The sequence below is a fragment of the Lysobacter koreensis genome (genome assembly GCF_042677045.1).
Classification (GTDB): Bacteria; Pseudomonadota; Gammaproteobacteria; order Xanthomonadales; family Xanthomonadaceae; genus Lysobacter_K; species Lysobacter_K koreensis.
In genome coordinates, this window is the sequence record NZ_JBHTIH010000008.1 from 144,103 (window position 1) to 158,568 (window position 14,466).

The following is a 14,466-nucleotide window of genomic DNA, read 5'->3' on the forward strand; positions in this document are numbered from 1 at the left end:
CGCGGGCGCTTGCAACGGCGCCGGTCGTCACTGCAACGCGCCGACAGCGGGCTGCGTGTCCGGTGCAATCGGCGGGCGGCGTTTGAACCTCCGCGACCGAGGCACTCCCCCATGCGATTCGGTGCTTTCCTTAGCTACAGCCATGCCGACGCCGCCTGGGCGCGCTGGCTGCTGCGGCGCCTGGAGACTTACCGGGTGCCATCGCGACTGGTTGGCACGCAAGGTGCGTACGGCGAGATCGGGCGCCGCCTGGGCGTTTGCTTCCGCGACCGCGAGGAGCTGCCCACGGCCGGCGACCTCGGCGCGACGATCCGCGAAGCCCTCGCCGACTCCACGGCGTTGATCGTGATCTGCTCGCCGGCCGCGGCGCAGTCGCGCTGGGTCAATGCCGAGGTCGAAGCGTTCCACGCCAGCGGCCGCGGCGATCGGGTGCTGTGCTTCGTGGTCGCCGGCGTGCCGGGCAGCGCCGATCCGGCCCAGCACTGCTTCCCACCGGCGCTGCTGCAGCCCGGCGCCGACGGCAGGCCGCGCGAGCCGCTGGCCGCCGATGCGCGCCGCGAGGGCGACGGCCGCGAGCGCGCGTTCCTGAAGCTGGTCGCTGGATTGCTGGGAGTGGGCTACGACGCGCTCGCGCAACGCGAGGCGCAGCGCCGCAACCGCAAGCTGACCCTGATCGCCGCCGCCTCGGTCGCCGGCATGGCGATCGCGCTCGCGCTGGCCGCGACCGCGTACGTCGCCCGCAACGACGCACAGCGCCGGCAGGCGCAGGCCGAGGACATCCTCGGCTTCATGCTCGGCGACCTGCGCAAGAAGCTGACCACGGTCGGCCGGCTGGACCTGATGCGCGCGGTCGACGACAAGGCCATCGGCTACTTCGCCACGCTGAAGCCGCGCGACCTGTCCGACCGCGCGCTGGAGGAACAGGCGCGCTCGCTGACCGGGATCGGCGAGGTGCGGCTCAACGAGGGCAAGCACGACGCCGCGATGCGCGCGTTCCGCGAGGCGCATGCGCGCAGCACCGCGTTGCACGAGCGCCAACCTGCGGATGGCCAGCGACTGTTCGATCTTGCCCAAGCGGAATACTGGATCGGCGCGGTCGCCCTGCAACAGGGTCGTCAAGACGAAGCTGGCGTGTGGCTGCGCAAGTATCGCGATAGCGCGATCAAGTTGGCTGCGCGGGACACCGACAAGTTCGCTTGGCAACGGGAAGTGGCTTACGGCCACCACAACCTCGCCGTGCTCGACGAGAGTTTGGGGCGTTACGCGCAGGCCGAGCGCGCCTTGAGGGACGAGTTGGCACTGTATCGCCGCTGGATGCCGAACCACGCAGACGACACCGCCTTGCGTTTCGAGGCCTCCAATGTGGCGTCATGGCTCGGCACGCTCCTGATGCGTCAAGGGCGATTGAAGGAAGCAGAAGCTTCCTTTCGCGAAGAAGTGGACGGTCACACCCGCAACCGCATGGCCGAGCCAGACAATGCGCGTTGGCAGGAAGAACTGGTCGACGCACTGTTGCTATTGGCCGATGCACAAGCTCAGCGGGGACAACTGGACGCCGCCCGCGCAAGCATCGACCTCGCGGCTCCGTTGAGCGACGCCTTGGCGCGCCAGGATCCAACCAACAACTCCTGGCAAGTCACCCCCGGGATTTGCCGCTGGTGGCAGGCTCAACTGGCGAAGGCAGCAAACGCTGCAGCGGCCGACGCGCTAGCCACGCAAGCCACCACCATCGTCGCCAACGCTCACAAGGTCGAACCGGAAAACAAGCGCGTGCTGCTCTGGCTGGCGAAAGCCCACAACCTGCAGGCACAGCTGGCGCTTTCGCGTGGCGATACCGCTCTCGCGAAAACCCATCTGACCCAAGCGCTGGCACGGCTCGAACCCGCGTGGAAAGCGGACCCGAGCGAAACATTGCGGCTGGTCCTGGCCAGCAGCCGTTTGTTGTCCGGCGAAGCCGCGCTATTGGCGAACAACCACGACGCCGCACGGATTCATTGGCAACAGGCCGAGCACCTGCTGATGGCCGACGCCAGCACGGCGTTGCCGTTCGAGCGCCTCGACCCCTTGGTACGCGCGCTGCACCAGTTGGGTCGCAGCGAACAGGCCCGGCCACACGAGCTACGACTCGCCACTGCCGGCTATGTGCCGCTGAGGCCCTGGCCGTCGTCGCGGGGCGTCGCCGCGCTTTGAATGTACTCGATGCGATTGGACCGGCAGATCCCCCTGCCCACCCGGCCCGGAACGGCCATCACCCACGAGGAGTTACCCATGTCGAACGTCAATGTGTCCCTGGATATCCGCAATTCCGCCGCTCCCCCACCCCCCGGCAACGGCTACACCGACACGACGGCAAGCAACGGCGCGGTTTACAGCTACCAGTACAGCGGCGGCACCGACGGCGCCGGCGGCGTGCAGGAAACCACCGGGTCTGGCAGCGGCACGATCACCGTTACCGCGGGCGGCGATCCGCGCTATCAGGTCAACAACGTGGTATTCGGCCCGGACCCCGGGAACCAGCTGTCCTGGGCGTGGGGCGCCACCCCAAACATCGCCGTCATCACCGACATCGACACCCAAAGCGAGGACAGCAGCTACGGCATCATCGTGCGCGACTCCACAGCCAACTGCACCTTCCGTTGCGATCCCCCGATCAGCAACAAGCCGGGGTAACGGGCGCTGCATGACGAGGACCTATCCGGTCCAATCGACGGGCGTTCGTCCATCTCGTGCCGCCACAAACAAGAAGCGGGCCGTAGCCCGCTTCGTGTTTGATTCAATGACGCCCTGCAATCAGGCGCGCACGCGCTTCGGGAACCCGACCATGCGCTGCTTTTCCTCGTCCCACAGCTTCAGGCCCGCGCACTTCAGGCTCGACCAGATCGTCAGCTTCGGCGCGGCCTGCAGCAGAGGGCTCGACTCATAGGCCTCGCGCAGACGGTAGTTGGGGATGCGGCTGGCGAGATGGTGAATGTGGTGGTAGCCGATGTTGCCGGTGAACCAGTGCATCACCTTCGGCAGGTCGTAGAACGAGCTGCCCGCGACCGCGGCCTGGTTCGAATCCCAGTCTTCCTTGCGCGTCCAGTAAGCGGTCTCGAACGTGTGCTGCACGTAGAACAGCCACACACCCAGCGCGCCGGCGATCAGCACGATCGGCAAATGCACCAGCAGCACCGTGTGCCAGCCGATCGCAAAGCCGAGCGCACCGCCCACCAGCAGCAGCATCGCGTTGTTGAGCAGCACGCTCGCCCATTCCTTCTTCCACGAGAACGGCAGGTCGAACGGGAAGCGGTGCTTGATCACGAACTGGTACATCGGGCCGATGCCGAGCAGCACCGGGGTGCTGCGGTAGAACCGGTAGCACAGGCGACCGAACCAGCCACGCGACTGATACTCGCTGACGGTCAGGGTCTCGATGTCGCCCATCTCGCGGCGGTCGAGGTTGCCGGAAGTGCCGTGGTGCACGGCGTGGGTCTTCTTCCAGTAGCCGTACGGGAACAGCGTGACCAGGCCCAGGCAGCGGCCGACCAGGTCGTTGGCGCGCTGGTTGGCGAAGAACGAGCCATGCCCGCAATCGTGCTGGATGATGAAGGTGCGCACGTACAGGCCGGCGGCTGGCAACGCCAGCAGCAACGTCCAGCCATAGCCCCACTGCGCCACCACGCTCCACGCCATCAGCGCCCAGATCGCGGCGAATGGCAGCAGCGTGTTGATCAACTGCCACACCGCGCGGCCGAGGTGCGGCTTGGCGAAACTTGCGCACAGCTTGCGCAGGTTGACGACGGTGGACTGCGGTTCGACGGCGGTGCTCAAAGGGCATCTCCCAACTGGAACCTGCATTGTCCGGCCCGGCCGAGGCCACGGCAATGACGTGCGCAGGCGTATGGGCTTGCTCATTCAGCAATTCACCGGCCGCGGTTCACGCTGAACAGCAACCACCATCACGGAAGGGGCCGTCACCGCACCGGGCGTAGACTCGTGCGACTAGCGCCATTCCACGACGCGGATCCACCAGCCCATGTCGGCTACACGCGTCACGCCGGTCTACGAGCCGGTCATCGACCCCAGCGTCCATTGCAGCAACTGCCAGGCGGTGTGCTGCCGGCTGCTGGTGGTGCTGATGCCCGACGACGTGGTGCCCGCGCGCTTCATCACCCGCGACGAGCGCGACCTGGAGGTGATGGCGCGCGGCGAGGAAGGTTGGTGCGCGGCGCTGGATCTGGACACGATGCAATGCTCGATCTACGAGCAACGCCCGTACATCTGCCGGGGCTTCGCGATGGGCGGGCCGTACTGCCTGTCCGAGCGCGAGAAATGGCCGGACCTGGCGAAAGCGGGCATCCCCATCGTCCTGTGCTGAAGCGCGCGCCGCGTTGAAGCGCGCCGGGCTGAAGCACGCGCTGCCGCGGCCCGCGTTGGTCGCGCTTCGCCAACCCGCGGCGGGCCGGCTACCCTGACGCGATGTCCGCCTGGTACGTCTACCTGCTGCAATGCCGCGACGGCAGCCTCTACACCGGCATCGCCGTCGACGTCGAACGCCGCTACGCGCAACACGCCGCCGGCAAGGGCGCGCGCTACACCCGTGCCCACCCGCCCGAGCGCGTGCTCGCGCGGTTCGGCTACCCGGATCGCGCGTCGGCCAGCCGCGTCGAGTACGCGATCAAGCAGCTCACGGCGGTGCAGAAGCGCGCGTTGTGTGCGGATCCGAGCGCGTCGCCGGCGCTGCTGGCGGGGATGGCGCCGGCCGCGCTCGACCAACCAGCCTGACGAATCCGGCCTGAGAGTCCACTTGCGACCCGGTGTGCCGTCCTTGCGAAGCGGTCGCGCCGCTGCGACCCTGCACGCCCGCCGTCGCCACCGAGCCGCCCTCCCATGCCGTCCGTCGACTTCGAACTAGACCCCGGCCGCGACTTCGTCGAGCTCAACCAGCTGCTGAAGCTGGTCGGGCTGTGCGACAGCGGCGGCGCCGGCAAGGCCATCGTGGCCAGCGGCGCTGTCTGCGTCGACGGCGCGGTCGAACTGCGCAAGACCTGCAAGATCCACGCGGGCCAGCTTGTGCAGCTGGGCGACGTGGAGATCCGAGTGGGCGCCGCAGCGTAGGGCGGGTTTCAACCCGCCATCCCGCCCCCGCAAGCTCGCGAGGCACCACAACTCCGGATCGACATCCGCCACGTCGGGACGCCGAACGTGGCGACGGCGGGTTGAAACCCGTCCTACAGTTCCTGGGGATGGCGATGGCGGGTTGAAACCCGCCCTATTGATACCGCGCCAACGGGCCTTCCGAAGGGCACTTCGCGTCCGGGAAGCCAAAGCGCTCGCGCAGCGCGATCCCGCAATCGTTCATCGCTTCCAGCGCCTGCTTCGGGGTCGCGCATTCGGCGTCGAACGCCTGCGCGAATGCGTCCTTGCGCCGCACGAACTCGTCGCCGCACTTGCGCGTCAGCTGGATGCGCTCCAGGTCGTCCTGGGCGGCGTTGGTGCCCTGCAGGCCGAACTGGGCCAGCTCGCCGTCGCCGAGGATGCGCAGCTGGCGGTTGGGCACCGTCATCATCAGGTCGGCGACGGCCACGGCGGCGCCGTTGCGCTCCAGGTAATCCTTCATCTGCGCGTAGACGTCGCGCAGCTCCTGGCTGAGTTCGCGCCGCGAGGTCGCGGTCGAGCCGATCCGCACCATGCGGTGGATGCCGACCTTGCCCGCGATCGTGCGGGTGTCGCCCGCGGCCAGCACCAGCACGCAGGCGCTGTGGCAGACCGCCTGGTCGCCGACCTGGATCGCCCAGTGCGCGGCGCCGATCGCGTCGCCGGCGCGCATCGCGTCCTCGACCTGGCCCCCGGCCGAATCGATATCGAGCAGGCGCGTGTCGATGTCCATGCGCGTGGCCATCGCCGCCACCCGCTCGACCAGCGCGGTGAAGCCGGCGTCGATCTTGCCCACGTAGCGCAGCCGCACCACCCCGGCGTCGCGGCACGGGGTCAGCGCGTCGACCAGGGCGAAGAATTCCAGCGAGTGCAGTGGCTGGCCGTTGTCGGTTTCGGACGCGTCGGCGCTGCAGCCGATCCACGCCTCGCCGGCACCCAATTGCGCCGGCGGCCAGTTGGTGCCGCTCATCACGTCGGCCGGGACCGGCTTGGCTTCGACCTGCGCGGCGCTCACCGCGCCGCCCTGGTCGGCACTGGTCGCCACTTCCACCCTGGCCGCCGCCGCGGGGTCCTCCGACGACCCAGGCTGGCGGCTGCAAGCTGCCAGCAGCGACCACGCCAGCAGCGCCGAGGCGGTCAGCCAGAACCGGGGTTTGCACATGCGTCGCATCGACATCCGCTTAGCCGGCGCGCAGGCCGTGCGCGCGGCATCCGTGAACAAGTGGTTTCCAGTCTAGTGGCCCCGGCCGCAGCCGGCCCCAACGGGCGATGAACATTTCAGCCCGTATGCGGCCCACCGCCGGTGCTGAATGGGAGCGAGCCGCTGCGGTCCCTCTCCTGCTGTCACGGGCGCGAGCGGCGCGATCGGCCATCGGGCCGCGCCGTAGCGCCACGGCATTGGTCGCCGGGCGGTGTGCGTACCGGTCGCGATGGTCTAGGAGATCCGGCCGACCCAGTCTACCCGCGCGCGCTGATCGGCGTGACCTGCCGCCACCACCGCAACGGCTGGCTGGCGATCGCCGACCAGGCACCAAGCTGCTCTGAGTTCCGCGCGGTCGCGCGGGACTTGGCCGACACCGAAGAAAAAACAAAGGCCCGGGTTCACCGGGCCTTTGCGGTTCGTCCGGACGCGCGACTCAGGCGCGCTCGAGCACCATCCAGAAGCCCAGCCAGGACAGTTCGTCGGTCGGCACGTCGCGGAAGGTGGCCGCCAGCTTCGGCCGGATGCGCTCGATCTTGTCGGCCTCCAGCCGCCCGGTATCGACCAGGGTGCGGAAGCGCAACCCGGAACGGCCCACGACTTCCTTGTACTTGTCCACGCGCCAGCGGTTGGGGCGGCCCTTGTGGCTGTGCATCAGCTGGTAGATCGACTCGGGCCAGGTCAGGAAGTCGAACGGCAGGTAGCGGTCCAGGTTGTGGCTCTTCAGGTCGACCTTGTGGATCGCGATGCCGTCGGGCCGCAAGGTGGCGGCCATGTCGCCGATGGTCTTGTCCAGGCAGTTGACATGTTCCAGCACCGAGCGCGACATCACCACGTCGTAGGCGTTCTTCTCGCCGATCAGGCCGTCTCGGGTCACCGAGTAGCGCACCCGGTTCGGGTTGAAACCGCTGGCCGGGTCGCCGAAGTCGTTGAACGCGCCATCGGCGCGCTTGCGCTGCGCGGGCTCCAGCCCGTCGAGCAGCTCCTTGTAGGTCTGGATGTTCTTCGCGGTGGCCTTCTCGCGCGCGAAGCGATCGACGCAATGCACGTAGTCGGCCCCGTGCGCATACAGCAGCAGGGCCACGCCAAGCACGTCGCCGGGGCCGTATTCGAGCACCGCCTTGCCGCGCAGGAACGCCTCGAACTGCGCCACGTCGAAGCCGAGCCGGTGGCGGTAGTCGTCGAAGCAGCGCCGGAAATACTCGGCATTCTGGCTCGCATCGCTGCTGTCTTCCTCGCCGCGACCGGTCTCGTGACTGAGGTTGAGGTACAGCTTGGGTGCGAACCGCGCCAACTGGTTGGTCGCCACCGCCTTGGTGAACCGGACCGCGTCCTTGCCCAGGCTCTCTGTGTACATGCTGCTCTCCGCCCCTCGGTGAACCGGTCCGCGCCGCGGCCACGCCGGTATCGTCCCGGCTCGCAGCCGGGTCGTAGTGGACTACGTCCGAAACCGGGGCGATCGGCCATCGCGGCGTGCACCGTGGAGGGCGGTCCGCGGCGGGCGGGTGGCCCAAACCCGCGCCCGCTGCCCGCCCACACGGGTGCGCGATTCGGCTACGCGGGCGGCGCAGCCCTCAGTCGATCCGGTAGACCCGCGCCTTCGGCAGGTCCTCGTCGACCTGCAGGAACCAGCGCCCGGCGACGCCCGGCACGACCACGATCTGCGGCGGGTCCAGCGGCTTGCGCAGTGTCATGCGGCCCTTGAGCACCTTCCATTGCTGGCCGTTTGCCAGCTCGAACACGGTGCCCGGCTCCCAGCCCGCCACCGGCGTTTTCAGGCGGCTGCGGATTGGCTGGTCGTCCAGTCCGATGTACGACGAAGGCGGCCGTTCGCGTTGCGCCGATGGGCGCACGGCATCCGCGGCGGTCGTGGCCTCCGCGGTAGCACCCGCCTTGTCGCGCAACAGGCGGTTCAGCGCCTCCAGTTGTGCCGGCGACAACGTGTCCAGGCCGGTGGCATGCAGCTGATCGGCCGACAGCCCCTGCTCGATGTTGACGTAAGGCGGTTGTGCGATCGCGACGAAAGTCGTCGACGCCAGCAGCAGCGCCACGCTCCAACCCCACACCGTTCTTTTCACCATGGTCGTGTCTCCGTCGGCCGCGTGAAGTATGTGTCGCCCTGATGTCAGTTCTGCGACGGCGCCGCCTTGCGTTCGATCGCTCCCATGAGCCCATCGCTGCGGCCGCGCCAGCCATCGTTGCGGTTGCCACGGCACAGCGTCGCCGTTCACCCGTGCGTGGACCGGTCTGGATTGAGGGCGGGTCGCGGCCGGACACCCAGCGCCCGCTGCCTAGCCACGGCGCAGCGACCAGAACGCGATGTCTGGGCGGAAGTGGTAGCCGGCCTGCTGGTACAGCTGCTTGGCGCGCGCGTTGTCATGGCTCACGTGCAGGAACGGCGTGCGCCCGCGCGCGAGCACGTCGTTCGACAGCCACGCGAGCAGGTGCCGCGCGTAGCCGCGGCCGTTGAAGTCGGGGTGGGTGCAGACCGCGCTGATCTCCTGCCAGTCGTCCGTGCCCATGCGCTCGCCGATGATCGCCGCCAGCCGCGTGTCGCCGGCACCATCGGGCAGGTAGATCCCGAAGTAGCGGCCCAGCGCCATGGTGCGCGGGCGGAAGTAGTGCGGGTACACCAGCGCGGTCAGCGCCAGCACGTCGGCGCGGTGCGCCTCGCCCAGTTCGGTGATCCCCGGGCCGTCGGGTTCGGCGAGCGGTTGCGTGCAGGCCATCTGCGCGAGCATCGCCAGGTGCCGCAGCTGCCAGCCCTCCGCCACCGCCGGCGTCGGCCCGAGCAGGAACACCGAATCCTCCGGCGCCACCAGCGCCTCGAGCGCCGCGGCCGCGTCGATGCCGGCCTTCGCCACGCCGAGGAACGGCGCCACCGGCGCCGGGTAGCGCGCGACGTCGCCGTGCCGCAATGCCAGCGCGCGGTGGCGGCTGGCCAGCGACTCCCAGATCGGGTTGTCGAGCGGATGGGCGTTCATGGAGGACATCTCGGCGGCGTTCGCGCGCAGGCGGAAGCGTCATCCTATCGCCGCCGCATTCAGCTTTGCGCACGCTGCGCACCGTGGGCAAGCGGCCGCCGGCTAGACTGCGGATTCGACTTCACCCGCGGTCACGCCTTGAACCGACCCCCGCCAACCACCCTCGCCGCCCTGCCGCCGCCCGGCCAGCACGCGCGCATCGCGGCGTTGCGCGCGTACGGCATCCTCGACACGCCCGAGGAAGGCGCGTTCGACGACATCACCCGGATCGCCTCGCTGGTGTGCCACACCCCGATCGCGGTGGTGAACCTGATCGACGAACACCGGCAGTGGTTCAAGTCCGAAATCGGACTGGGCGTGCGCGAAACGCCGCTCGAGACGTCGCTATGCGCGCACGCGATCCTCGAAGCGGATTTCATGGAGGTTCCCGACACCACCCTAGACGCGCGCTTCCAGTGCAACCCGCTGGTCACCGGCGCCCCGTACCTGCGCTTCTACGCCGGCGCGCTGCTCAAGACCTCGGCCGGGCACGCGCTGGGCACGGTGTGCGTGCTCGACACCCAGCCGCGCCAGCTCAGCGACGAGCAACGCAGCGTGCTGCGCGCGCTGGCACGGCAGGCGATGGCGCAGCTGGAACTGCGCCGCGCGCTGTTGCACGCCGAACGCGGCCGCCGCTACCGCAGCCGGCTGATGGCCGTGGCCGGCCACGACCTGATGCAACCGTTGACCGTGCTGACCACGGTGATCCACGGCCTGCGCGCGCAGATGGCGGATGCCGGCGACAGCGAGCAGTTCGGCCTGGCCTCGGCCGCCGCGCAGCAACTGGGCACCAGTTTGTCGCGCCTGGCCCAGGCCTCGCGCCAGGACGCCGACCAGGACCCGGCCGAGCTTGCCGCGCTGCCGCTGGACGAGGTGCTGAACGCGGTGCGCGACACCTGGAGCTACATCGCCCAGCGCAAAGGCCTGCAGTTCGCGGTTGCACCCTGCGCGCTGCGCGTCGACAGCGACGCCGGCATGCTGCGCACCGTGCTCGACAACCTGGTCGGCAACGCGGTGAAGTACACGCCACACGGCGCGATCCGCATCGACTGCATCCCCGCCGACAGCCACGTGCGGATCGAGGTCACCGACACCGGGATCGGCATCGCGGACCATCTGCTCACCCGCATCTTCGACGAGTTCCGCCAGGCCGACCCGAGCAGCGACGGCCTCGGCCTGGGCCTGTCGATCGCCAAGCGCACCGCCGACCTGCTCGGCTGCGGCCTGACCGTGGCCTCGCAGCCCGGCGCGGGTTCGACGTTCGCCGTGATCGTGCCGCGCTCGGCGACCACGCTCGCGTCAGCTGCCTGAGCGCGGCGCACGCGGCCCCGGCTGGCGATATGCCGGCACGCGCGAGCCGCATTCCTCCGCGACCGGCGCAGGCGCAGCCTGCACGCCTCGATGACCCGGGGACGAGTTACCCCGCGCGTCTGCCGCAATTGGCGAATTACCCGGTCTTAACCCGTGAAGGGGCAAGTTGGCAGGCGTGAATCCCACCACCGAGGAGACGCGCAATGCCGTACATCGACGGGTTCGTGCTGGCGGTCCCGACCGCCAACAAGCAGAAGTTCATCGACCACGCCACCCAGGGCGACTCGGTATTCCTGGAGTACGGTGCCACCCGCATCCTGGAGTGCTGGGGCGACGACGTCCCCGACGGCAAGCAGACCGACTTCCGCCGCGCCGTGCAGGCCAAGGAGGACGAGACCGTGGTGTTCTCGTGGATCGAATGGCCGGACCAGGCCACCCGCGACGCCGGCATGGCCAAGGCGATGCACGACCCGCGGCTGAAACCCGAGGTGAACCCGATGCCGTTCGACGGCATGCGCCTGATCTACGGCGGCTTCGCGCCGGTGGTCGAGCTGGGCGCGAAAGCCTGAGCCGGCGCTCGTTCGAACGCCGGCAGGCCGGTGGGTAACCGCACGCGGCGCGGGCTTCGACCCGCCGCCACCGGCAGCAGTCGCGGTGGACGAGGCAGCCGGGCGGGACTTCCTTCACTTCCTGTCGGGCGCCCCGGATCGCTAATCTGCGGGCACAGCGCAAGAGGTGTGGGATGTCGTTCGAAATACGTGTGCATGAAGAGGCGAAATACTTCGAGGTGCGCTATGCCGGCGCGGTAAGCGTCGCCGAGCGCGCGCAGGTGCTGGAGCAGCTGGCCGTCGCCGCCGAGCGAGCCGGTTTTCGCCGCTGCCTGATGGACCTGCGCGACGCGCAGTTCGTGCCGGACGCCTTCGCCGCCAGCAACCAGTTCGCCTCGCGCGTGGCCCGGGAAACGGTCGACCGGGACGCCCGCGTCGCCTATGTGGCGAAAAACACCAGCCAGATCGACCCGACCGTCGAGAATCTGACCTCCGCGCGCGGCGTGCCCTTCCGCCGCTTCAACCACCGGCTGCCGGCGCTGGCGTGGCTGCTGGCGAGGCAGCCGTAAGCCGCGGCAAACCGGTGGTGGCGGTGAACACCGGCTCGGCGGAGAGGTACCTGCCGGAGCTGCGGCATCTGATGTAGCGGCCGCGCCGGAACCCGGGCGCGGCAAGGCCGGGACGGCGACCGCGTCCGGTCGCGGGCTCCATCGATGGGGTCGCGGACCCCAAGCATGGAGTCGGGACCCCCATCGGATGCAGTCGTCGACCCCACGCGTGGGGTGATGGACCCCATCGATGCAGTCGCTGACCCCGAACGTGGGGTCGCGGACCCCATCGGATGCAGTCGCCGACCCCGAGCGTGGGGTCGTGGACCCCATCGGATGCAGTCGCCGACCCCGACCGTGGGGTCACGGACCCCATGGGATGCAGTCGCCAACCCCAAGCGAGGGGTCGCGGACCCCATCGGATGCAGTCGCCAACCCCGAGCGTGGGGTCGCGGACCCCATCGATGCAGTCGCCGACCCCAAGCGCGGGGTCGCGGACCCCGTCGATGCAGTCGCCGATCCCAAGCGTGGGGTCACGGACCCCATCGATGCAGTCGCGGACCCCATCCATGCCCTCCGCCACCCCAGTCCCTGTGCCGCCTGCCCCTGACCGCACTCCCCTGATCCGCGCGTTATCGGCGATATCGCGCCTCCCGGTTGCGATGGGAGAACAGCTGCCATGTCCATGTCGCGCCGCCAGTTCCTGGCCGCCCCCGCCGCGCTCGGCGCCACCGCCGTGCTGCCTTCCTTCCTGGCCGCGCTCGCCACCGAAACCCCGGCACTGCCCGACCTGTCCGACTGGGACGGCGTGCGCGCCCAATTCGACCTCGACCCGGCGTTCGCGCACTTCGCCAGCTTCTTCATCGCCAGCCACCCGACGCCGGTGCGGGCGGCCATCGACGGCTACCGCCGCGCCATCGACCGCAACCCGTTCCAGGTCGTCGAGCACGGCATGTTCGAGGGCGACGCGTCCAACTTGCCGCTGCGGGTGCAGGCCGAGGTCGCCGGCTACCTCGGCGGGCGCACCGAGGAGGTCTGCCTGACCCGCAACACCACCGAGGGCCTGGCGCTGGTGTACCACGGCCTGCTGCTGCGCGCCGGCGACGAGGTGCTGTGCACGACCCACGACCATTACTCCCATCACGAATCGATCCGGCTCGCGAGCGAACGCGCCGGGGCGACGATGCGCAAGATTGCGCTGTTCGACGACGCGGCCACCGCGACCACCGACCGCCTTGTCGAGCGCCTGCTCGCGGGCCTCGGGCCGAAGACGCGCGTGGTCGGCCTGACCTGGGTGCATTCCAGCAGCGGCATCCGCCTGCCGATCCGTGAACTGGCCGCGGCGTTGCGCCAGCGTCGCCCGGAGCTGTTGCTGGTGGTGGATGGCGTGCACGGCATCGGCGCCGTGGACGAGACCATCGCGACGATGGGCGCCGACTACTTCTGCGCCGGCACCCACAAGTGGATGTTCGCCCCACGCGGCACCGGCCTGGTCTGGGCCAACGCCGGCAACTGGGCGCGGCTGCGCCCGACCATCCCGAATTTCAGCGAGCTGGAGAGCTACGAAGCCTGGCTGCAGGATCGCGCACTGGGCACGCCGAACAATGCCAACCGGATGACGCCCGGTGGCTTCCACGCCTTCGAACATCAGTGGGCGATGGCCGCCGCGTTCGCCATGCACCGGCAGATGGGTCGCGCCCGCGTCGCCGCGCGCATCCGCAGCCTCAACGACCAGCTCAAGACCAGCCTCGCCGAGGATCGCAAGGTCACCGTGCATACGCCGATGTCGGGCGACCTTTCGGCCGGGCTGGTCGCATTCGAGGTCGCCGGACTGACGCCGCAGGAGGTGGTGAAACGCCTGCTCGCCCAACGCATCATCGCCAGCACCAGCCCGTACGCGGTCACCTATGCGCGCCTCGCCCCGAGCTTGGTCAACACACCGACCGAAGTGGAGCGCGCCGCCCGAGCGGTGCATGCGCTGACAGGCTGAGCGGCGGACGTCGCCAGGAACGGGGTCAGGTTCACTTCCGAAGTGGCATCAAACCATTCGTAGGATGTGGTGAGCGCAGAACCGCATCAATCGCGCCTGTCCCGAACACGCGAATGATGCGGTGCGCCTTCGGCTTACCGCATCCTACGGGGCCTCCCAGTAGCGACGCTGCCAGATGCCGCGTTCCACTTTCACCATCCGTTGCGGCGAGCATCGCTCGCCATGTGGCAGTGATCGCGAGAAGCCGGATTTGATGTGCGCCCAGCGCGTCGCGTTGTCGGTATCACCGACCGGCAGTCGCCAGACGCAATGCAGGTGATCGGGCAGCACCACGGCCGCGATAACCTCGAACGGCCGCGCCGCACGCGACGCGCCGCACGCGGTGCGCAGCAAGCCAATGTGTTCGACCAGCAGGCGTCGATTTCGCTCGAGCAGATTGACGGTAAAGAAATAGGTGCCGCCAGGCACCCAGGCGTGTCGATAGTTGGATATGCGGGAAGGATGCGCAGCCGGCGCACGCCCGGGGATCAGCCGCTGCCGAACGTCGTGTCGGATAAGTCTAAAAGTCGGCGGATTGAAAACTCGCCCTTCCAGGCTTGGCAGGGCGGGTTTTAACCCGCCTTACGGGTTGTTCGTCGCGCACAGTGTGCGAAAGCCTCTAGCGCACAGCTGTTGTGATAGAAGAGACGTCTCACCCCGCCTCTTGGAA

At 69.0% G+C, this 14,466-nt stretch carries 15 protein-coding genes and 1 pseudogene; 10 read left to right on the forward strand and 6 right to left on the reverse strand.

Annotated features, from left to right (window positions below; translation table 11 throughout):
• Positions 1–111: 111 nt before the first annotated feature.
• The 3 genes and pseudogenes from ACFQZQ_RS14470 to ACFQZQ_RS14480 form a co-directional block, all read left to right on the forward strand.
• Positions 112–438 (forward strand): annotated as a pseudogene (locus ACFQZQ_RS14470) (toll/interleukin-1 receptor domain-containing protein); the annotation flags it as partial.
• A gap of 3 nt (positions 439–441) precedes the next feature.
• On the forward strand, positions 442–2,190 hold the full coding sequence (locus ACFQZQ_RS14475; protein ID WP_386813686.1) for a hypothetical protein: 1,749 nt from the start codon (positions 442–444) through the stop codon (positions 2,188–2,190).
• A gap of 78 nt (positions 2,191–2,268) precedes the next feature.
• Positions 2,269–2,670, forward strand: a complete 402-nt coding sequence (locus ACFQZQ_RS14480) for a hypothetical protein (protein WP_386813630.1) — start codon at positions 2,269–2,271, stop codon at positions 2,668–2,670.
• A gap of 120 nt (positions 2,671–2,790) precedes the next feature.
• Here ACFQZQ_RS14480 and ACFQZQ_RS14485 read toward each other — a convergent pair whose 3' ends face one another.
• A complete protein-coding gene (locus ACFQZQ_RS14485; RefSeq protein ID WP_386813631.1) occupies positions 2,791–3,810 on the reverse strand; it encodes a fatty acid desaturase in 1,020 nt (339 codons plus the stop codon).
• Positions 3,811–4,015: 205 nt separating this feature from the next.
• Here ACFQZQ_RS14485 and ACFQZQ_RS14490 point away from each other — a divergent pair, with 205 nt between their 5' ends.
• The 3 genes from ACFQZQ_RS14490 to ACFQZQ_RS14500 all read left to right on the forward strand — a co-directional run bounded on the left by ACFQZQ_RS14490 (position 4,016) and on the right by ACFQZQ_RS14500 (position 5,097).
• A complete protein-coding gene (locus tag ACFQZQ_RS14490) occupies positions 4,016–4,357 on the forward strand; it encodes a YkgJ family cysteine cluster protein (RefSeq protein WP_386813632.1) in 342 nt (113 codons plus the stop codon).
• 101 nt (positions 4,358–4,458) lie between these two features.
• Positions 4,459–4,764 (forward strand): GIY-YIG nuclease family protein, encoded by a 306-nt coding sequence (locus ACFQZQ_RS14495; protein ID WP_386813633.1) that lies wholly within the window; start codon positions 4,459–4,461, stop codon positions 4,762–4,764.
• A gap of 105 nt (positions 4,765–4,869) precedes the next feature.
• The gene (locus ACFQZQ_RS14500; protein WP_386813634.1) at positions 4,870–5,097 is read left to right on the forward strand and encodes an RNA-binding S4 domain-containing protein; all 228 of its coding nucleotides are present in this window, start codon (positions 4,870–4,872) and stop codon (positions 5,095–5,097) included.
• 154 nt (positions 5,098–5,251) lie between these two features.
• On the opposite strand, the gene ACFQZQ_RS14505 is transcribed toward ACFQZQ_RS14500, so the two are convergent.
• From ACFQZQ_RS14505 to ACFQZQ_RS14520, 4 genes are all read right to left on the reverse strand, one after another.
• Positions 5,252–6,298, reverse strand: coding sequence for a COG3904 family protein (locus ACFQZQ_RS14505; RefSeq protein WP_386813635.1), 1,047 nt, complete (start codon positions 6,296–6,298; stop codon positions 5,252–5,254).
• Between the two features lie 475 nt (positions 6,299–6,773).
• Positions 6,774–7,694 carry a methyltransferase domain-containing protein gene (locus ACFQZQ_RS14510; RefSeq protein WP_386813636.1) on the reverse strand — a complete coding sequence of 307 codons (921 nt, stop codon included), beginning with the start codon at positions 7,692–7,694 and terminating at the stop codon, positions 6,774–6,776.
• Between the two features lie 217 nt (positions 7,695–7,911).
• The gene (locus ACFQZQ_RS14515; protein WP_386813637.1) at positions 7,912–8,388 is read right to left on the reverse strand and encodes a hypothetical protein; all 477 of its coding nucleotides are present in this window, start codon (positions 8,386–8,388) and stop codon (positions 7,912–7,914) included.
• Between the two features lie 240 nt (positions 8,389–8,628).
• On the reverse strand, positions 8,629–9,321 hold the full coding sequence (locus ACFQZQ_RS14520) for a GNAT family N-acetyltransferase (RefSeq protein ID WP_386813638.1): 693 nt from the start codon (positions 9,319–9,321) through the stop codon (positions 8,629–8,631).
• 138 nt (positions 9,322–9,459) lie between these two features.
• Between ACFQZQ_RS14520 and ACFQZQ_RS14525 the strand changes: the two genes are divergently transcribed.
• The 4 genes from ACFQZQ_RS14525 to ACFQZQ_RS14540 all read left to right on the forward strand — a co-directional run bounded on the left by ACFQZQ_RS14525 (position 9,460) and on the right by ACFQZQ_RS14540 (position 13,757).
• Positions 9,460–10,671 (forward strand): GAF domain-containing sensor histidine kinase, encoded by a 1,212-nt coding sequence (locus tag ACFQZQ_RS14525; RefSeq protein WP_386813639.1) that lies wholly within the window; start codon positions 9,460–9,462, stop codon positions 10,669–10,671.
• A gap of 203 nt (positions 10,672–10,874) precedes the next feature.
• Positions 10,875–11,240, forward strand: coding sequence for a DUF1428 domain-containing protein (locus ACFQZQ_RS14530; protein ID WP_386813640.1), 366 nt, complete (start codon positions 10,875–10,877; stop codon positions 11,238–11,240).
• Positions 11,241–11,413: 173 nt separating this feature from the next.
• The gene (locus tag ACFQZQ_RS14535; RefSeq protein ID WP_386813641.1) at positions 11,414–11,788 is read left to right on the forward strand and encodes a hypothetical protein; all 375 of its coding nucleotides are present in this window, start codon (positions 11,414–11,416) and stop codon (positions 11,786–11,788) included.
• A gap of 658 nt (positions 11,789–12,446) precedes the next feature.
• A complete protein-coding gene (locus ACFQZQ_RS14540) occupies positions 12,447–13,757 on the forward strand; it encodes an aminotransferase class V-fold PLP-dependent enzyme (protein ID WP_386813642.1) in 1,311 nt (436 codons plus the stop codon).
• Between the two features lie 144 nt (positions 13,758–13,901).
• Here the strand turns inward: ACFQZQ_RS14540 and ACFQZQ_RS14545 are convergent, their stop codons facing one another.
• On the reverse strand, positions 13,902–14,360 hold the full coding sequence (locus tag ACFQZQ_RS14545; protein ID WP_449284332.1) for an REP-associated tyrosine transposase: 459 nt from the start codon (positions 14,358–14,360) through the stop codon (positions 13,902–13,904).
• Between the last annotated feature and the right edge of the window lie 106 nt (positions 14,361–14,466).